This window comes from Pseudomonas sp. LjRoot277, assembly GCF_964253845.1.
GTDB lineage: Bacteria > Pseudomonadota > Gammaproteobacteria > Pseudomonadales > Pseudomonadaceae > Aquipseudomonas.
This window is the reverse complement of sequence record NZ_CAXURI020000001.1, coordinates 6,176,025-6,194,172: the sequence shown is the minus strand read 5'-3', so window position 1 is coordinate 6,194,172 and position 18,148 is coordinate 6,176,025. Positions and strand designations below refer to the sequence as shown.

19 protein-coding genes are annotated in these 18,148 nt (G+C 60.1%); 9 read left to right on the top strand and 10 right to left on the bottom strand.

All coding sequences use genetic code 11. The annotated features are described in order from the left end of the window. The first annotated feature begins 516 nt into the window (after positions 1 to 516). The gene (locus ACSQ87_RS28760; RefSeq protein ID WP_046044806.1) at positions 517 to 1,287 is read left to right on the top strand and encodes an SDR family oxidoreductase; all 771 of its coding nucleotides are present in this window, start codon (positions 517 to 519) and stop codon (positions 1,285 to 1,287) included. A gap of 129 nt (positions 1,288 to 1,416) precedes the next feature. On the opposite strand, the gene ACSQ87_RS28755 is transcribed toward ACSQ87_RS28760, so the two are convergent. The 7 genes from ACSQ87_RS28755 to ACSQ87_RS28725 all read right to left on the bottom strand — a co-directional run bounded on the left by ACSQ87_RS28755 (position 1,417) and on the right by ACSQ87_RS28725 (position 6,582). Continuing rightward, a complete protein-coding gene (locus ACSQ87_RS28755) occupies positions 1,417 to 2,544 on the bottom strand; it encodes an AGE family epimerase/isomerase (RefSeq protein ID WP_436274885.1) in 1,128 nt (375 codons plus the stop codon). Positions 2,545 to 2,726: 182 nt separating this feature from the next. Beyond that, the gene (locus tag ACSQ87_RS28750; protein WP_436274884.1) at positions 2,727 to 3,299 is read right to left on the bottom strand and encodes a HupE/UreJ family protein; all 573 of its coding nucleotides are present in this window, start codon (positions 3,297 to 3,299) and stop codon (positions 2,727 to 2,729) included. Positions 3,300 to 3,334: 35 nt separating this feature from the next. Then, positions 3,335 to 3,949 (bottom strand): urease accessory protein UreG, encoded by a 615-nt coding sequence (gene ureG / locus ACSQ87_RS28745; protein ID WP_008157381.1) that lies wholly within the window; start codon positions 3,947 to 3,949, stop codon positions 3,335 to 3,337. 23 nt (positions 3,950 to 3,972) lie between these two features. Beyond that, the gene (locus tag ACSQ87_RS28740) at positions 3,973 to 4,647 is read right to left on the bottom strand and encodes an urease accessory protein UreF (protein ID WP_223431761.1); all 675 of its coding nucleotides are present in this window, start codon (positions 4,645 to 4,647) and stop codon (positions 3,973 to 3,975) included. Next, complete coding sequence (ureE, locus tag ACSQ87_RS28735) at positions 4,644 to 5,144, bottom strand: urease accessory protein UreE (RefSeq protein ID WP_223431760.1); 501 nt, start codon at positions 5,142 to 5,144, stop codon at positions 4,644 to 4,646. Before ureE ends, ACSQ87_RS28740 begins: the two co-directional genes overlap by 4 nt. 178 nt (positions 5,145 to 5,322) lie before the next feature. Beyond that, positions 5,323 to 5,955 carry a TetR family transcriptional regulator gene (locus ACSQ87_RS28730; RefSeq protein ID WP_046044801.1) on the bottom strand — a complete coding sequence of 211 codons (633 nt, stop codon included), beginning with the start codon at positions 5,953 to 5,955 and terminating at the stop codon, positions 5,323 to 5,325. Positions 5,956 to 6,111: 156 nt separating this feature from the next. Continuing rightward, complete coding sequence (locus ACSQ87_RS28725; RefSeq protein ID WP_008157373.1) at positions 6,112 to 6,582, bottom strand: hypothetical protein; 471 nt, start codon at positions 6,580 to 6,582, stop codon at positions 6,112 to 6,114. A 373-nt stretch (positions 6,583 to 6,955) separates the two neighbouring features. On the opposite strand from ACSQ87_RS28725, the gene ACSQ87_RS28720 reads away from it, so the two are divergent. After that, entirely contained in the window at positions 6,956 to 9,031 is a 2,076-nt protein-coding gene (locus ACSQ87_RS28720; protein ID WP_436274883.1) for an AsmA family protein, read from the top strand. 14 nt (positions 9,032 to 9,045) lie between these two features. Here ACSQ87_RS28720 and ACSQ87_RS28715 read toward each other — a convergent pair whose 3' ends face one another. Continuing rightward, positions 9,046 to 9,981: a LysR substrate-binding domain-containing protein gene (locus ACSQ87_RS28715; RefSeq protein ID WP_223431758.1), complete on the bottom strand. Its 936-nt coding sequence runs from the start codon at positions 9,979 to 9,981 to the stop codon at positions 9,046 to 9,048. Positions 9,982 to 10,102: 121 nt separating this feature from the next. On the opposite strand from ACSQ87_RS28715, the gene ACSQ87_RS28710 reads away from it, so the two are divergent. The 3 genes from ACSQ87_RS28710 (at position 10,103) to ACSQ87_RS28700 (ending at position 12,047) form a co-directional block, all read left to right on the top strand. Further along, on the top strand, positions 10,103 to 10,741 hold the full coding sequence (locus tag ACSQ87_RS28710; protein ID WP_223431757.1) for an FMN-dependent NADH-azoreductase: 639 nt from the start codon (positions 10,103 to 10,105) through the stop codon (positions 10,739 to 10,741). After that, positions 10,742 to 11,047: a DMT family transporter gene (locus ACSQ87_RS28705; protein WP_223431756.1), complete on the top strand. Its 306-nt coding sequence runs from the start codon at positions 10,742 to 10,744 to the stop codon at positions 11,045 to 11,047. 109 nt (positions 11,048 to 11,156) lie between these two features. Beyond that, positions 11,157 to 12,047 carry an esterase/lipase family protein gene (locus tag ACSQ87_RS28700; RefSeq protein ID WP_223431755.1) on the top strand — a complete coding sequence of 297 codons (891 nt, stop codon included), beginning with the start codon at positions 11,157 to 11,159 and terminating at the stop codon, positions 12,045 to 12,047. Between the two features lie 101 nt (positions 12,048 to 12,148). Here the strand turns inward: ACSQ87_RS28700 and ACSQ87_RS28695 are convergent, their stop codons facing one another. Next, a complete protein-coding gene (locus ACSQ87_RS28695) occupies positions 12,149 to 13,024 on the bottom strand; it encodes a DMT family transporter (RefSeq protein WP_436274882.1) in 876 nt (291 codons plus the stop codon). Between the two features lie 96 nt (positions 13,025 to 13,120). Here ACSQ87_RS28695 and ACSQ87_RS28690 point away from each other — a divergent pair, with 96 nt between their 5' ends. The 3 genes from ACSQ87_RS28690 (at position 13,121) to ACSQ87_RS28680 (ending at position 15,485) form a co-directional block, all read left to right on the top strand. Then, positions 13,121 to 13,915 carry an AraC family transcriptional regulator gene (locus ACSQ87_RS28690; RefSeq protein ID WP_223433695.1) on the top strand — a complete coding sequence of 265 codons (795 nt, stop codon included), beginning with the start codon at positions 13,121 to 13,123 and terminating at the stop codon, positions 13,913 to 13,915. Positions 13,916 to 13,979: 64 nt separating this feature from the next. Then, positions 13,980 to 14,285 (top strand): PsiF family protein, encoded by a 306-nt coding sequence (locus ACSQ87_RS28685; protein ID WP_223433694.1) that lies wholly within the window; start codon positions 13,980 to 13,982, stop codon positions 14,283 to 14,285. A gap of 186 nt (positions 14,286 to 14,471) precedes the next feature. Continuing rightward, complete coding sequence (locus ACSQ87_RS28680; RefSeq protein WP_223433627.1) at positions 14,472 to 15,485, top strand: AI-2E family transporter; 1,014 nt, start codon at positions 14,472 to 14,474, stop codon at positions 15,483 to 15,485. A gap of 135 nt (positions 15,486 to 15,620) precedes the next feature. Here ACSQ87_RS28680 and ACSQ87_RS28675 read toward each other — a convergent pair whose 3' ends face one another. Next, on the bottom strand, positions 15,621 to 16,895 hold the full coding sequence (locus ACSQ87_RS28675) for an Hsp70 family protein (RefSeq protein WP_223433626.1): 1,275 nt from the start codon (positions 16,893 to 16,895) through the stop codon (positions 15,621 to 15,623). 297 nt (positions 16,896 to 17,192) lie between these two features. Here ACSQ87_RS28675 and ACSQ87_RS28670 point away from each other — a divergent pair, with 297 nt between their 5' ends. Beyond that, entirely contained in the window at positions 17,193 to 18,140 is a 948-nt protein-coding gene (locus ACSQ87_RS28670; RefSeq protein WP_223433625.1) for a DnaJ C-terminal domain-containing protein, read from the top strand. The last annotated feature ends 8 nt before the right edge of the window (positions 18,141 to 18,148 follow it).

The following is an 18,148-nucleotide window of genomic DNA, read 5'->3' as shown; positions in this document are numbered from 1 at the left end:
CCTTTGAAACCGTGGCTTGCAGAGTTGTGGTTGTTTTTTGATCAGGCGTTTTTGCATGACCGCGAGGGGGCTTTGTCAACCTTTTTGTTGATGACGAAAACGGGACGAAACAGGGTGGAGTGGCCTGTGGATAAGTCTGTGGTTAAACTCTGGAAAGACTCGGCTGAAGGCCGTAGTTACTGGCTTGGCGCCATCGTCGGTATGACCGGTCAATCGTGCAAAATGCCATGGGCTACACAGCCGACGTTCCAGGGTCAAGCAAAAAAATTTCCAATTTGCCCGCAAAGCCTTGTGCACAGCGGCTTACAGCTTTTCCACTTGCCCCCGGAATCTGTGGACCGGCCTGTGGATAAGGTGCGCGCACATGGCTGAGAGCCACGGCGGGCAAGGTCCGGCAGCGTTTGATCGTTTTTTGTACAGCGTCTGCGGTAGTTGCCGCTGTGGGCAAGGCCGGGCATGCTGGCTGCTGATTTTCTATTCCAGTGGCTGCCGATCAGCCGAAGCAAGGAGAACACGATGTCCAACACCCTGTTTATCACCGGCGCGACCTCCGGTTTTGGTGAAGCCTGCGCCCGTCGTTTTGCCGAAGCCGGCTGGAAATTGGTGCTGACTGGCCGTCGTGAAGAACGCCTCAATGCGTTGTGCGCCGAGTTGTCGAAGCAGACCGAGGTCCATGGCCTGGTGCTCGACGTGCGTGATCGCAAGGCCATGGAGGAGGCCATTGCCAACCTTCCGCCGTCCTTCGCCAAACTGCGCGGTCTGATCAACAATGCCGGGCTGGCCCTGGGTGTTGACCCGGCGCCCAAGTGCGACCTCGACGATTGGGACACCATGGTCGACACCAACATCAAAGGCCTGATGTACAGCACTCGTCTGTTGTTGCCCCGCCTGATTGCTCACGGTCGTGGCGCCGGCATCGTCAACCTCGGCTCCATCGCCGGCAACTACCCGTACCCGGGCAGCCACGTGTATGGCGCGAGCAAGGCGTTCGTCAAACAGTTCTCCCTGAACCTGCGCTGCGACCTGCAAGGTACAGGCGTGCGGGTCAGCAATATCGAGCCGGGCCTGTGCGAAAGCGAGTTCTCACTGGTGCGTTTCGCCGGTGACCAGGAACGTTACAACGCGACCTACGCCGGTGCCGAGCCGATCCAGCCGCAAGACATCGCCGACACCATTTTCTGGGTGCTCAATGCCCCGGCGCACATCAACATCAACAGCCTGGAGCTGATGCCGGTGAGCCAGACGTGGAGCGGGTTTGCGATTGAGCGTAATGCTGGCAAGGCTTAATTGTGGCGAGGGAGCTTGTCGGATCGCCGCACCGTCCCGCTGGACTGCGCAGCAGTCCCTTTTTTAGGGCCGCTTCGCAGCCCAGCGGGACGGTGCGGCGATCCGACAAGCTCCCTCGCCACAGAGGACTTAGCCGAGATATTCGACCAATCCGCGATAACAGGTTGCCAAGTGATAAGGCGTGGTCGACGGCATGTCCTTGCGACTGACATCGCCATTTTCATCCCGACACTCATACCATCCGCCCACATGCAGAAAGTGTTGCTGCAACGCCTGCAACTGGCGTTGTACCGAACCTTCGCTGTTCGGACGCAAGGTCAGAGCGCGCAGGTATTCAGCCTGGGCCCATATGCGTTGGGTGGCATCCTTGGGACGGCCATCCAGATCGAGCGACGCCCGCACTGCGGCGGTTTGCGGATCGACGCCCAGTTGCTCAGTGAGCGCAAAGGCGCGTTCCAGAGCAGCATGCAGTGTCGAACCGCGCAGTAACGAAGACGATTCCAGCAGGAAATACCATTCGAACTGATGTCCCGGTTCAAACCAGTTATCCACAGCGCCCAGCGGTTTTTCCATCAACACACCGTGTTGCGGGTCGATAAAACGCTTCTGCATCGCTGTGCATAACTCGACGAGCGCGTCTTGCACGGCGACGTCTTTGCGCACCGAGAGCGTGGCGAGGAAGGCTTCAGCCAAGTGCATCAGGGGATTTTGCAGCGGCCCGGACTCGAGCGAGGACCAGTCACGGTCGAGGCTGGCTTCGTACAGGCTGTCGCCCGTGGCAAAGCGCTGCGCGACCACTTCCAGTACGGCGTTGAGCACCGATTCCACCAGCGGTTCGCGGACTTTGTCCCAGTAATGGGCGCAGGCGAACAGGATGAAGGCGTGGGTGTAGAGGTCTTTGCGCTGATCCAGCGGAGCACCGTGCGGGTCGACGCTATAGAACCAGCCGCCATGCTCGGCATCGTGGAAATGCTGCTGCAGGGAACGGAACAGCGCTGCGGCGCGCTCTTCGGCGGCAGGAACCTGGCCGATCAGGCTGGAAAACAGGTAAAGCTGCCGCGCGCAGGCCATGGCGCGGTAGCGTTGGGGCGGCAGCGGTTGGTGCTCGGCGTCCAGCGCCTCATAGGGCAGCGCCATGTCGGCATTCCAGCCGGGACCTTGCCAGAGCGGCACGATTACGTCCTGGAAGTGCTGTTGCACCGAGGCAAACAGAGTGGTCAATTCAGGCTGGGAAGCAGAGCGGGAAACAGGCGGCATTGGGTGGCGTCGTCACGGCAGGGTTGATTGCGCGACATGTTAGCAGAGAGGCCGGCCGGAGAGATGCGGTGTCTGTCAGACCGCTATCGCGAGCAAGCTCGCTCCCACAGTGGAGTTGTGTATACAGGACAAATGTGGGAGCGAGCCTGCTCGCGATGAGGCCATCACAGGCGATAAAGAAATCAGCCCGTCAACAACCACACGCCAGTCGCCGCCGAGGCCGCACCCGCCAGTCGAACCAACGGCGCTGCCGCTTGCGGCAACACCCGCACTACGGCGTAACCCAATCCATGCAGCGCAGCCGTCGCCGCTACAAAACCCGCCGCATACGCCCAGGGGCTCGACATCTGCGGCAACTCCAGTCCGTGCGCCACCCCATGGAACAGCGCAAACAAAGCGGTTGCCGCAACGGCGAGGCTCAACGGCGGACGCACGGCCAAAGCCACCGCCAGACCCAGCGCCAGCACCGACGCCGCAATCCCGCTCTCCAGCGCCGGCAGGTTCAGCCCTTCAAACCCCAGCAACCCGCCGATCAGCATGATGCCGACGAATGTGCACGGCAGCGCCCAGCGTGCAGCGCCTTTCTGTTGTGCCGCCCACAAACCGACCGCAACCATCGCCAACAAGTGATCGAGGCCACCGACCGGGTGGCTGATGCCGGCGATCAAACCGTTGTCGCCATGCCCCGGGTGGGCGAAGGCGATGGCCGGGGTCAGCAGCAGGGCAATGGCGCCCAGAATGCGTTTAAGTGTCATGGATAAGCTTCCTTGTTGATAAAAGTTGATCGTGTTCACGCCGCTGTCAGCAGGCCCTGGCGTTCGATAAAGGCGATGATCTCTTCCAGGCCCAGACCCGTTTTCTGGTTGCTGAAAACGAACGGCTTGCCGTTGCGCATGCGTTTGGTGTCGCTGTCCATCAACTCCAGCGACGCACCCACCAATGGAGCGAGGTCGATTTTGTTGATCACCAGCAGATCCGATTTGCAGATCCCCGGCCCACCCTTGCGCGGCAGCTTGTCGCCGGCCGAGACGTCGATCACATAAATGGTCAGGTCGGACAGTTCGGGGCTGAAGGTGGCGGACAGGTTGTCGCCACCGGACTCCACAAGGATCAGGTCCAGCCCCGGAAAGCGGCGGTTCAGTTGGTCCACGGCTTCGAGGTTGATCGAAGCGTCTTCGCGAATCGCCGTGTGCGGGCAGCCGCCGGTTTCCACGCCGATGATCCGCTCCGGCGCCAGGGCTTCGTTGCGCACCAGAAAGTCGGCGTCTTCGCGGGTGTAGATGTCGTTGGTGACCACCGCCAGGTTGTAGCGGTCGCGCAGGGCCAGGCAAAGAGCCAAAGTCAGGGCCGTTTTACCGGAACCGACCGGGCCGCCGATGCCGACGCGCAGAGGTTGTGTGTTCATGTGATTCTCCAAAATAACAGGCCCTAGGAACGGAATAGACGGCTGTACTGGCGCTCATGGGCCATGCACGCCAGGGACAGGCCAAATGCAGCGCTGCCATAGTGTTCGGGGTTGATTCGGGTGGCGTTCTGCTGAGCCTCTTGCAGAAGCGGCAGCAGTTCGCTGGTCAGGCGTTGCGCGGCTTGCTGGCCCAGCGGCAGGGTTTTCATCAGCACCGCCAGTTGGTTTTCCAGCCAGCTCCAGAGCCACGCCGCCAGTGCGTCCTGCGGGCTGATATTCCAGGCGCGAGCGGCCAGTGCCCAGCCAAGGGCCAGATGAGGTTCGGGGCGTTGTTCAAGAAAGGCGCGGGCCGGCGCATCAAGCTCAGGCAAACCGTTGAGCAGTTGCTGCAACGAATAACCCATCTGCCGACTTTCCTGATGCAGCTCGCGGGTTTCCCGACTGGCGCGATGTTCTTCGCAGCGTTGCAGCAATTCACCCCAGTTTTCATCAGAGGCGGCCACGCAATGCGCGAGCAACAGCGGCGCTTCGAAACGCGCCAGATTCAGCAGTAACTGATCACTGATCCAGCGACGGGCGCTGTCAGAATCATTCACCCGACCGTTATCCACAGCCATTTCCAGGCCTTGGGAATAGCTGTAGCCGCCAATCGGCAACTGCGGACTGGCCAGGCGCAACAGCGCCCAGGCTGGGTTCATAGCCGCACGCCGAACTGGTGCAGTTTCGGCGCGTAGTTGAAGTCCTCATCGCCGTGACGCGAATGGTGATGGCCGCCGCCGTAGGCGCCGTGTTCCGGCTGGAACGGCGCTTCGATGTTCTCGACCTTGGCATCAAGCTGTTCGAGCATGGCCTTGAGTACGTAGTCGTCGAGCAGGCGCAACCAGCCATCGCCAACTTGCAGGGCGACGTGGCGGTTGCCGAGGTGATAGGCGGCGCGAGTCAGTTCGAAAGCATTGGCGCAGGTGACGTGCAGCAGTTGTTCGGCCCGGGCGCAGACGCGCACGATGCGCCCGTCTTCGGCTTGCAGGTATTCGCCGTCGTACAGCGGTGGCTGACCTCGCTCCAAAAACAATCCGACGTCTTCACCCTCGGCACTGAAACAGCGCAAACGGCTTTTGCTCCGGGCTTCGAAGGTCAGGTGCAACTCGGCGGCCCAGACGGGTTGAGGGTCGATTCTGCGATGAATCACCAGCATCGGAAGGCTTCCAGCAATGGACAATGCTTAGGCTAGAGCAAGGGGCTTGCCAATCGGGTGATACGTGGGAAATGCCTGTCAGTGCTCAGTGGTGGCTACTAGGCTTTGCGGCTATTTGGATGAATTTGGTGCGGTGCAGAGCTACTCGCACCAATTTGCGGCGCACAAAAAAAGAGGATTACTCGGTACTGCCGAGTCCTTGCCAATGCTTCAACCCGATAAAGATAAAGCGTAACTGCTGAGTGATTTTCGCCTGCGGCGTCAGATGCTCAGGCAACGCCTGCGCCGGCGGATCAATGATGTCCGGCAAAGTCGCGAACACGCTTTTAACAATCAGATCGGCCATGACGCTCAGACCGGCGATGTCCAGGTGTTGCAGTTTCGGCATCAAGGACAAGTCGGCCGCCAGGTCCGAGCTGATGTCTTCGCGCAAACGGCCGATGGCCAGTCGCACCGGCAGTGAGCCGCCATACTGTTCGCGAGCGAGAAACAGGAACTGCGAGCGATTGGCCGTGACCACGTCGAGAAAGATCCGCACCGAGGCGTCGATGATGCCGCCCATGACGAACTCGTTGTGGCGCACCAGGCGAATGGTTTCGCGGAAGGTTTGACCGACTTCACTCACCAGCACCAGGCCCAGTTCATCCATATCGGCGAAATGCCGGTAGAAACCGGTGGGCACGATCCCGGCGGTTCTGGCGACTTCGCGCAGGCTCAGGCTGCCGAATCCTCGGCCGCATTCCATCAAGTGGCGGGCAGCGTCCATCAGGGCGTTGCGGGTCTGTTGTTTCTGTTCGGCGCGGGGCAGCATCGCAAGGGTGTTTTCTGGATAAGACAGCGACGCACTCTAGCAAATCGGCTTTGCCGGCGTCGAATGACTATCGGGGAATCAAGCGGGGGAGTGAGGCATCTATAACGTCAAAAGCCCAATCTTGGGATTGGGCTTTTTTTCAGGGCCGCCATAGGCTTAGCTCAAAGCACTGTTGCGTTCGATGACACGGTCACCACCACCTTCAGCGAGGGTTTGACCTTGTGGGGTGCGGTCGGAACCATCAGCAGCCAGGGTCTGGCCTTGTGGAGTGCGATCGGAACCATCAGCAGCCAGGGTCTGGCCTTGTGGGGTGCGGTCGGAACCATCAGCAGCCAGGGTCTGGCCTTGTGGAGTGCGATCGGAACCATCAGCAGCCAGGGTTTGACCTTGTGGGGTGCGATCGGAACCGTCAGCCGCCAGGGTTTGACCTTGTGGAGTACGGTCCGAACCATCCTGAGTGATCAGGCCTTTTTCTTTCAGGCGATCATTGCCACCTTCGGCGACAGTTTGGCTGAACACCGAGTGGGTGGATTTCACTTGCGGCGTGGCCTGGTCAGCAGCTGGCAGCGCGAAAGCAGTGCTGGCCAGCATCGAGAGGGTAAGGCTAAGCAGTAATTGGCGTTTCATGATTGGGTGCTCCGGGGGAGGGCGATAAAGTGGGTACGAGGGCAATGCTACTCTCGATAAGTCGATATAAAAGTTCATAAACGCAATGGTAATAATCAACAGAATTGATTGTTCCGTGAAATGGCTCTAGAACGGGCGTTTCCGGCGGACGTTTTTGCGCTGAGATGGGTATTTTCCACTCACTTGCGCCTTGCAACAGTGCGGGTCCGGTAACGCATCCTGTCGCCGACCGATTATTTGAGCGTTAAGCGGCATTTCGGCTAAACCTGCGCGCTATTTTCCAGTCCTAGACTCCATGGCAGGCCGGTTCTGGCCTAACGTTTCAAACGTGCGTCGCAGTCAGGGCGCTCAGTCGTATCAGGAGCCCTGTGCAATGACGCGCACTCATAAAATTTTTACCTGGACCCTCGCCAGCCTGGTTGTCCTGCTGGCCGTACTGGTTGTGATCATCGCGTTCTTCGATTGGAACCGGATCAAACCACCGCTTAACGCCAAAGTTTCCGAGGAGCTGCACCGCCCGTTTGCCATTAACGGCAACCTCGCGGTGGTCTGGCAACGTGAACCCGACGTGGGCGGCTGGCGTGCCTGGGTGCCGTGGCCGCATGTCGTGGCGCAGGACTTGAGCCTGGGCAACCCGGACTGGTCGAAGAAGCCGCAGATGGTCACCCTCAAGCGTGTCGAGTTGCGCATCTCGCCGCTGGCCTTGCTGGCGCAGCGCGTGGTGATCCCGCGCATCGACCTGACCGAACCGAATGCCGACCTCCAGCGCCTTGCCGATGGTCGAGCCAACTGGACCTTCAAATTCGATCCGAAAGACCCGAACGCCGAGCCTTCAAGCTGGGTGGTGGACATCGGAGCGATCGGCTTCGACAAAGGCCACGTCACCCTCGACGACCAGAGCCTGAAAACTCAGCTCGACTTGATCATCGACCCGCTGGGCAAACCGATTCCGTTCAGTGACATCGTCGGTGACAAAGCCGCGAAAACCGCGTCGGAAAAGGGTGCTGCGCCACAGGATTACGCGTTCGCGCTGAAGGTCAAAGGCCAGTACCACGGCCAGAAACTCGATGGGGAAGGCAAGGTCGGCGGCCTGCTGGCGTTGCAGGACGCGGCAAAGCCGTTTCCGCTTCAGGCTCAAGTGACGATCGCTGACACCCGCGTCGAACTGGCCGGCACCCTCACCGATCCACTGAACCTCGGCGCCCTGGACTTGCGCCTGAAACTGGCCGGCACCAGCCTGGGCAATCTCTACCCGCTGACCGGCGTGACCCTGCCGGACACACCGCCGTACGAGACTGACGGGCACTTGATCGCCAAGCTGCATGAAGCGGACGGCGCGGTGTTCCGTTACGAAGAATTCAACGGCAAGATCGGTCAGAGCGACATCCATGGCAGCCTGGCCTATGTCGCCAGCCAGCCGCGTCCGAAGCTGAGCGGATCGCTGGTTTCCAATCAACTGCTGTTTACCGATCTGGCCCCGCTGATCGGTGCCGATTCCAACGCCAAACAAAAGGCTCGTGGCGGCGAAAGCAATCAGCCAGCCGACAAGGTATTGCCGGTCGAAGAGTTCAAAACGGAGCGCTGGCGCGATATGGACGCTGATGTCGAGTTCACCGGCAAGCGCATCGTCCACAGCGAAAGACTGCCGTTCAACGATCTCTACACCCACCTGATACTCACTGACGGCATGCTCAGCCTTGCACCCCTGCGCTTCGGCGTGGCTGGCGGCAACCTGGATGCTCAGATTCACCTCAATGGCCGAACCGAACCGTTGGAAGGCCGGGCAAAGCTCACCGCCCGCGGTTTCAAACTCAAGCAGTTGTTCCCGACCTTTGAACCGATGAAAACCAGTTTCGGCCAGCTCAATGGCGATGCCGACATCACCGGTCGTGGCAACTCGGTGGCCAAACTGCTGGGCACCGCCAATGGCAATCTGAAGATGCTGATTAACGATGGCGCTATCAGCCGCCAGTTAATGGAGCTGGCCGGGCTGAACGTCGGCAACTATGTGGTGGGCAAGATCTTTGGCGACAAGGAAGTGAAGATCAACTGCGCTGCCGCCGACTTCGACATCAAGACCGGACTGGCGACCACGCGCCTGTTCGTCTTCGATACCGAAAACGCGATCATCTACATTGATGGAACCGCCGACATGGCGACTGAGCAACTGGACCTGACCATCACCCCTGAATCCAAGGGCTGGCGCTTGATCTCGCTGCGTTCGCCGCTGTATGTGCGGGGCAAGTTCATCAAGCCTGATGCGGGTGTGAAGGCTGTGCCGCTGATGCTGCGCGGGGCGGGGATGGTGGCGTTGGGTGTGATTGCGGCGCCGGCGGCGGGGTTGCTGGCGCTGGTGGCGCCGAGCGGTGGCGAACCGAATCAGTGCGCACCGTTGCTGGAGCAGATGAAGGCCGGCAAGGCGCCCGTGACCGTTAAACCCACCAAGTAATTCGTTGGTGTCTGTTATGACGCCACCGTCGGAACTGCCGAAGGCCGCGATCTTGGCAATAGCCCCGACAGCGCTGCTTCCTCCTGCAACCACGCAAAAAACGCCCGGACCGGCGGATGCCGTTCGCGCCCCGGTACGCACAGTGCAGCGTAACCGGCACCATCGACCTGAACCTCTCCCTTGTAAGCCACCAGCAAACCACTGGCCACGCTCTCGGACACCAGAATATTGCTCGCCAGCACCAGGCCTTGCCCGGCAATCGCCGCTTGCAGGGCGTAATGCTCTTCGTCGTACTCACGCACCACCGGTTGCCCGGCCAGCCAGGTTTCGCCGGACTTCACGCACCAGGCCTCCCAATCGTATGCGTAAAATTTTGAATTGCACCAGCGAACGCTAATCAACGTCGGCACTCGTCTGGCCGCCAGGGCCACCTGTTCGGGAGAGCCATAGACGCCGAAGGATTCGTCGAACAGACACAGCCCATAAAGGTTTGGGTAGTCGTCTTGTGTGTAGCGCACCACCAGATCGACGCTGGCGTCCTGATGCAAATCGATGACGTCGCAATGGGTGTCGAGCCGCAGGCTGATATTCGGATGCCGCGCATAGAAGCGCCCCAGTCGCGGCACCAACCACAGTGCGGCGAAGGCGGCGATGGTGGAGACCGTCAAGCTCGCGCCACTGCGTTGCGGGCGCAGGGTATCGACGCTTTGTGCCACTTCCAGCAAGGCACCGTGCAGACTCTGGAACAGGCGTTCGCCGCCGTCAGTGAGACGCACTTGTCGCGGCAATCGCTCGAACAGCGCGATACCGAGCCAGCTTTCCAGCGAGCGAATCTGATGGGAAATCGCTGTGGGTGTCACCGAGAGCTCTTCGGCGGCGGCCTTGAAGCTCAGCAAGCGAGAGGCGGATTCGAAGGCGCGCAAAGCGGTTAGCGGCAGCGAGGCGAACATGGGAACTCCATGGATGAAACAAATTCATCCTGAATGACTTTTGCTCATTTGAAGGAAGGCGGCTACGAGCATCAAGCTACGGGCCATAAACAATTCGAGTGTAGTCCTTCAGGAGGTTCAGATGAGCACAGTTCTTGCGATTCACGCCAGCCCCCGTGGCGAACGTTCCCACTCCCGGCGCTTGGCCGAGGTGTTTTTGTCGGCCTGGCAGGCCCGTCACCCGCAGTCGCAGTTGACCCGTCGTGAAGTCGGTCGGGCATTGATTCCTCCGGTCAACGAGGCTTTTGTTGCGGCGGCGTTTTACCCCGAACCCGAGGCGCGGCCGCTGTCGATGCAGGCCGATCTGGCGTTCAGCGATGAGCTGGTGGGGGAATTGCTCGGCCACGATCTGCTGGTGATTTCCACGCCCATGCATAACTTTAGCGTGCCCAGCGGCCTCAAGGCCTGGATAGATCAGATCGTGCGGCTCGGGCTGACCTTCAACCACACCCTGGACAATGGCATTGCTCAGTACCAGCCGTTGGTACAGGGCAAAAAAGCCCTGATTGTCACCAGCCGCGGCGGGTTCGGTTTCGGACCGGGCGGTGAGCTGGAAGCCATGAACCACGCCGATCCATTGTTGCGCACGGCGCTGGGTTTCATCGGTATCACCGACATCACGGTGGTCGCTGCCGAGGGTGAAGAGTCCGCCGAGCGGACTTTTCAGCTCAGCGCCGCCGAGGCAGAACAGCGTCTGCTGGCGCTGGCAGGGGAGTTTTAAATGCCTTGGTTTTTTTTGTTGATCGCCGCCGGGTTCGAAATCACTTTCGCCATGAGCATGAAGTACTCGGAAGGCTTCACTCGGCTCTGGCCGTCGCTGATCACCGTCGTGGCGGCGCTGGCCGGGATTTACTTCCTGACCTTGTCCATGCGCGAGTTGCCGGTGAGCATCGCGTACCCGATCTGGACCGCCATTGGCTCACTGGGCACGGTGTTTCTCGGGTTTGCGCTGCTTGGCGAAAGCCTGACAGCGGTCAAACTGGTGTCGGTCGGATTGATCGTGGCGGGGGTGGTGGGGCTGAAGTAGGGCGGGATGTCATAGACTGGTCGTCGAGTTGTCATCTTCGATGCCGATGCTTGGCTGATGTCCTGCCTTCAGCCTTGCGTCACCTCACCGATCACAAGGACGTTCGCCCATGTCGCAAGGTTCCGCCACGCGTTATCCGTTGGTGCTGGTCCCGGGAATGCTCGGGTTTATCCGTCTGCTGCTCTATCCATACTGGTACGGGATCGTCTCGGCGTTGCGCCGCGGTGGGGCTGTGGTGTTTGCGGTGCAGGTTTCTCCGCTCAATTCCAGCGAAGTGCGTGGCGAGCAGTTACTGGCGCGGATCGAGGAGATTCTGCGCGAAACCGGGGCCGAGAAGGTCAACCTGATCGGCCATAGCCAGGGCTCGCTCACCGCCCGTTACGCCGCGGCCAAGCGCCCGGAGCTGGTGGCTTCGGTGACGTCGGTGGCAGGACCCAATCACGGTTCGGAGCTGGCGGACTACCTGCACAAACACTATCCGGGAGACAGCGCCAAGGGGCGTTTGCTCAGCGTTTTGCTGCGCTGGATCAGCGCGCTGATGAGCCTGCTGGAAACTGGTTATCGCGGGCCGAAATTGCCGGTTGATATCCATGCCTCCCATCATTCACTGACGACGGAAGGCGTGGCGCTGTTCAACCAGCGTTATCCACAGGGCTTGCCTGAAACCTGGGGCGGGCATGGGCCGGAAGAGGTCAATGGCGTGCGGTATTACTCCTGGTCCGGGACCTTGCAGCCGGGCAAGACCGATCGCGGGCGAAACCTGTTTGATGGGACCAACCGCAGTTGTCGGTTGTTTGCCAGAACCTTCGTTCGGGAGGTCGGGCATTGCGACGGGATGGTCGGGCGTTACAGCTCGCATCTGGGGACAGTGATCGGCGATGAGTATCCGATGGATCACTTCGACATCGTCAATCAGTCGTTGGGTTTGGTGGGGAAGGGGGCGGAGCCGGTCCGGTTGTTTGTCGAGCATGCGGCGCGGTTGAAAGCTGCCGGGGTTTAGACTCCTGTGGCGAGGGAGCTTGCTCCCGCTCGAGCGCGAAGCGGTCGCAACTCGGGGCCGCTTCGCAGCCCAACGGGAGCAAGCTCCCTCGCCACAAAGGATTAAGTGCGGCCGAGAACCGTGGTCCAGCGCTCCGACAAAATCACCCCACCCAGCGTCAACATCCCGCCCACCAGGTGATACATCGCCAATTGCTCATGCAGCACCACCGCCGCAATCAGCGCAGTAATCAACGGCAGCAGATTGAAAAACAGCGTAGTCCGGCTCGGCCCCAGGCGGATCACGGCCTGCATCCACGCCAATGGCGCAACCATCGAGGCCAGCAGGCAGGCGTAAAGCACCAGCGGAATGTTCTGCAGCGTCGGGCCGATCTTCGGTGACGCGAGGAACATCGGAAACAGCACCACCACCGCCACCCATACCTGCAAGTACAGCAACACCAGCGGCGGCAAACGCAGCTGCCACTTTTTCAGCAGCGTGCTGTAAATCGCGTAGGCCAGGGTAGCGATCAGCATCATCGCGTCACCCAGGTTCACCCCGTGTTCGAGCAGCGCGCCAAGGCTGCCGGAGGAGACGACCACCAAAACCCCCGCGAGCGACAGCACCGCTCCGACCAGGGCCCCGATGGTCAGGCGCTGGCCGAGGCTAATGATCGCCATGGCCAGCGACATCAACGGCATCAGCGACAGGATGATGCCCATGTTGGTGGCCGAGGTCAGGCTCGCCGCGAAGTACGCCAGGCTTTGGTACACGGCCATGCCGAGCACGCCGAGCACAAAGATTTTGCCCAGGTTCGGGCGGATCGCTGGCCAATGGGCAATCACCGGTTTGAGCATGAAGGGGGTGAACAGCATCCCGGCCAGCAGCCAGCGGTAAAAACCGATCTCGGCGGGGAAGATCGCCCCGGCCGACATCTTGGTGATCACGGTGTTGCCGGCCCAAATGAAAATGGCCAGCAGGGGATAAGCGTATTGCATCAGAGAAAACCGGAACGTTAATGAGGGGCGATTATCGCCTGTCTGGATACAAGCCTATACTTCGATCCAGACAACCTGCCCCTGATGACGGACAGCATGAACAGTAAACCCATCGATCTGCTGGATTTCAGCGAACTGCCCGCGCCGGTGTACTTCCGTTATGCCGACTTTGATGCGCATCGTTATGCCTCGGCGCACCGTCATCCATGGGGCACGCTGGAATATTCGGCCCACGGCGTATTGCACATGGAAATCGGCGGCAGCCGCTTCATGTCACCGCCGCAATACGCGGTGTGGGTGCCGCCGCAGACTGAACACAGCTTCTATAGCCATCAGCCGATCAACTATCGCGCGGTCTGCCTGGCGCCGATGATGTGCCAGGACCTGCCTCAGCAGGCCTGCACCCTGGCCATCAGCGACATCCTCAAAGCGATCCTCAAAGACTTTGCCGCGCGCGATGTGAAGATTCCCGAGTACGAAGCCGACAAACGTCTGGCCCAAGTGTTGGTGGATCAGCTGCAGCAAGCGCCGGTGCATGAGTGTTACCTGCCCTACGCCAGCAGCCCCGGCTTGCTCGCGATACTCGAAGCCTTGCAGGCTGAGCCCGGTGATAACCGGCCCTTGGCGGAGTGGGCTACGCAGATCCATGTCAGCGAACGCACCCTGGCGCGGCGGTTCGTGCGTGAGTTGGGCATGAGCTTTGGTGAGTGGCGGCAGCGGTTGCGGTTTCTGGCGGCGATCGAAGCGCTGGACAGCCATCGCAGCATCCAGGAAATCGCGTTCGACATGGGCTACAGCACCGGATCAGCGTTTATCGCGATGTTTCAACGCCAGGCGGAGTGCACGCCGGAACAGTATCGACGCAGTCACCTTGAGACCAGGAAGGTGTAACAGGTGTTGTCTACACTCCAGAGCGAGGCCGTGCTCGTCAGTGCGGCAACAAGGAGAAAACTCCATGAAGATGTTGCGTGTCCCTTTGTTGATGATCGGTTTACTGTTCTGCGCCCAGGGCTTTGCCGCCACCGAGCAACAGAACAAGATGACCACCTGCAATGCTGACGCTACCGCGAAAACCCTCAAAGGAGACGAACGCAAAGCCTTCATGAGCAATTGCCTCAAAGCTGCACCCGCCGCCGATGCCGCCAAACCCCTGACTCCTCAGCAAGAAAAGATGAAAACCTGCAACGCCGATGCCGCCACTCAGGCGCTCAAGGGCGATGCGCGCAAAACCTTCATGAGCGATTGCCTGAAGAAAAAATAAAGATCAAAAGATCGTCCGAACGCGGCCCGAGCCTTCGGCAGCTCCTACATAAGACCGCGTTCCCTGTAGGAGCTGCCGCAGGCTGCGATCTTTTCGGAGCGACGCCGCTTGAAGGTCATCCGCTCGCTTCGGCGCCAGAACGCTGGCAGACTGCCAATCCTTTTACGCCGTTCGTTTTGAGGCTGTATGCCAACGTTTTCTCAACGCCAAGTCTTGTTGTCAATCAGTTGGGTCATCATCTTCGGTGGTTTGTTGCTGGTGATCCCGCTGCGATTACTGCCGAGTCTGCTGGCCGGGCTGCTGGTGTTCGAACTGGTCAACATGCTCACCCCGCAATTGCAGCGCCTGATCGAAGGTCGGCGTGCGCGCTGGCTGGCGGTGGCGTTGTTGGGGACGCTGGTGGTCAGTGTGTTGACGCTGATCTTTGCCGGTGCCTTCAGCTTTCTGCTGCATGAAGCGGAAAACCCCGGCGCTTCTCTCGACAAATTCATGGTTGTGGTTGATCGGGCGCGCGGGCAACTGCCGCCGTTCATCGACGCCTATCTGCCCGCCAGCGCTGCCGAGTTCCGTGTGGCGATTGGCGAGTGGGTGAGCAAGCACCTCAGCGACTTGCAGCTGGTGGGCAAGGACGCGGCGCACATGTTTGTGACGCTGCTGATCGGCATGGTGCTGGGGGCGATCATTGCCTTGCAGCGCGTGCCGGACGTGACCAAGCGCAAGCCATTGGCCGCCGCGCTGTTCGACCGCTTGCACCTGCTGGTCCAGGCGTTTCGCAACATCGTGTTCGCCCAGATCAAGATTTCCCTGCTCAACACCTTCTTCACCGGGATTTTCCTGGCGGTGGTCCTGCCGATGTTCGGGATCAAGCTGCCACTGACCAAAACCCTGATCGTGCTGACGTTCCTGCTCGGCCTGCTGCCGGTAATCGGCAACCTGATGTCGAACACCCTGATCACCATCGTCGGTCTGTCGCTGTCGATCTGGGTGGCCGTGGCGGCGCTGGGGTACCTGATTGTTATCCACAAGCTCGAATACTTCCTCAACGCGCGCATCGTTGGCGGGCAGATCAGTGCCAAGTCGTGGGAGTTGCTGCTGGCGATGCTGGTGTTCGAGGCCGCGTTCGGCCTGCCGGGAGTGGTGGCAGGGCCGATTTATTACGCGTATCTGAAGAGTGAGTTGAAGCAGGTGGGGATGGTTTGATCCCCGATATGTGTTGCATGTTCTGACGCCTTCGCGAGCAAGCCCGCTCCCACACTCGACCGCATTCCATCTGGAGGAACTCGGTCGAGTGTGGGAGCGGGCTTGCTCGCGAAGCAGGCGCCGCGGTCTTTCAGCTCAGTCCATGTTGCCGTAGCGCTTCATCGCTTCAATCGCCAAGCCACTGCCGATGCTGCCGAAGATGTTCCCTTCCACATGCCGCGCATTCGGCAACATCGCCGAGACGCTGTTGCGCAGTGCCGGAATTCCGCTCGAACCCCCTGTGAAAAACACCGTATCCACCTGATCGACCCGCACGTTGGCGTCGTTCAGTAGCTGGGTCACGCTGTTGCGCACCCGCTCCAGCAAGTTGTCGATGGCCGATTCGAACAGTGCCCGGCTCAACTCCACGCTCAAACCCGGTTCGATGCGGTCCAGCGGCACATGGCGGCTGTCGGCGTGGGTCAGCTGGATCTTGGTTTCTTCTACTTCCATCGCCAGCCAGTGGCCGGCGCGCTGGTCGATCAGCTTGAACAGGCGATCGATACCGCCAGTGTCTTCGATGTCGTAACGCATGCTGCCCAGCGCCAGGGTCGACTTCTGCGAGTACACCGAGTTGATGGTGTGCCAGGTCGCCAGGTTCATGTGGTGGCTGGTCGGCATGTAAGCGCCGCTCTTCATCCGGCTGCCGTAGCCGAACAGCGGCATCAGGCCTTGCAGGCTCAGTTGCTTGTCGAAATCAGTCCCGCCGATGTGCACGCCGCCGGTGGCGAGGATGTCATCGTGACGGTTGTCGTGCATACGGCGTTCAGGGGAAAGGCGCACCAGTGAGAAGTCGGACGTACCACCGCCAATGTCGACGATCAGTACCAGCTCTTCTTTTTCGATGGTCGACTCATAGTCGAAGGCCGCCGCAATCGGTTCGTACTGGAACGAAACGTCCTTGAAACCGATGGCGCGGGCCACGTCCACCAGAGTGTTTTCGGCTTCCTGGTCGGCCAATTCATCGTCGTCGACGAAGAACACCGGACGACCCAGTACCACTTCATCGAACTCCCGACCGGCGGCGGTTTCGGCGCGCTTCTTCAGCTGGCCGATGAACAACCCGAGCAAGTCCTTGAACGGCATCGCTGTGCCGAGGACGCTGGTGTCGTGCTTGATCAGCTTGGAGCCGAGCAGGCTTTTGAGCGAGCGCATCAACCGGCCTTCATAGCCTTCCAGGTACTCGTGCAGCGCGAGGCGGCCGTACACCGGGCGGCGTTCTTCCATGTTGAAGAAGACCACCGAAGGCAGGGTGATCTTGTCGTCCTCCAGCGCGATCAGCGTTTCCATGCCGGGGCGCAGCCAGCCGACGGTGGAGTTGGACGTGCCGAAGTCGATACCACAGGCACGGGCTGGAGATGCGTTTTTCATGTCTTTCGAGTTCCGGTTAAAAAACGGCCGCGCAGTGTATGTCAGTGCGGCGCAGATTCGAAGGCCGACTATCTGCTAAATCACTACGAATAGCGCCTTGATAAGCTGGCCCGATGCCCCAAACTTGTCTGCATCGACCCTGGCAGCCTTTCGGCGGTCGCAAGAACTGCCCACCGCTGCCGATAAACTTCTGATGCGCTGCCCGGTCACAACCTTGAGATCGGTCAACCTCGCGGCTGCCAATAAGCGCATGCTGCCGGTGGTGGCGCGATATCGATAACGGATGGTGATCCTTAGATGGACTTCAAAGACTATTACAAGATTCTCGGTGTGGAACCGACGGCGGACGATAAGACGATCAAGGCCGCCTATCGCAAACTGGCGCGCAAGTATCACCCGGACGTCAGCAAGGAAAAGGACGCCGAGTCCAAATTCAAAGATGCCTCGGAAGCCTATGAAGCGCTGAAAAGCGCCGACAAGCGCGCCGAATACGACGACTTGCGCAAATACGGCCAGCACGGCCAACCATTCCAGGGCCCGCCGGGTTGGCAGGGTCGTGGCGCAGGTGGTTTCGGTGGTGGTCAGGATTCGGGCGATTTCTCGGACTTCTTCAGTTCGATTTTCGGCAACCGTGGTCCTGGTTTTGGTGGTGGACAGTCGGGCCGTAGCGCCGGACGTCGAGGGCAAGACGTGGAAATGGAACTCGGGATTTTTCTGGAAGAAACCCTCTCGAACGAATCGAAGAAGGTCACCTTCCAGGTGCCGCAGTACAACGCTGCCGGCCAGCATGTCAGCAACACCAGCAAAAGCCTGAACGTGAAGATCCCGGCCGGCGTGGCCGACGGCGAGCGCATCCGCCTCAAGGGCCAGGGTGCGCCGGGCACTGGTGGCGGGGCCAATGGCGACTTGTTCTTGATCATTCGCTTTGCGCCGCACCCAAAGTTCGACGTCGAAGGCGAAAACCTGATCATTACCTTGCCGCTGGCTCCATGGGAGTTGGCATTGGGTACTGAGGTGGCAGTGCCTACACTGACAGGCAAGATCAACCTCAAGGTTCCGGCCGGCAGCCAGAATGGCCAGCGCATGCGCGCCAAGGGCCACGGTTTGCTGAACAAGGACGGTCATCGCGGTTATCTGTTTGTACAACTCAAGGCCGTCATGCCTAAAACCTCGGACGACGAGGTCAAGGCGTTGTGGCAGGAGCTGGCGAAAAAAGCGGCTTTCAACCCCAGAGAACACTTCTGATCCAAGAG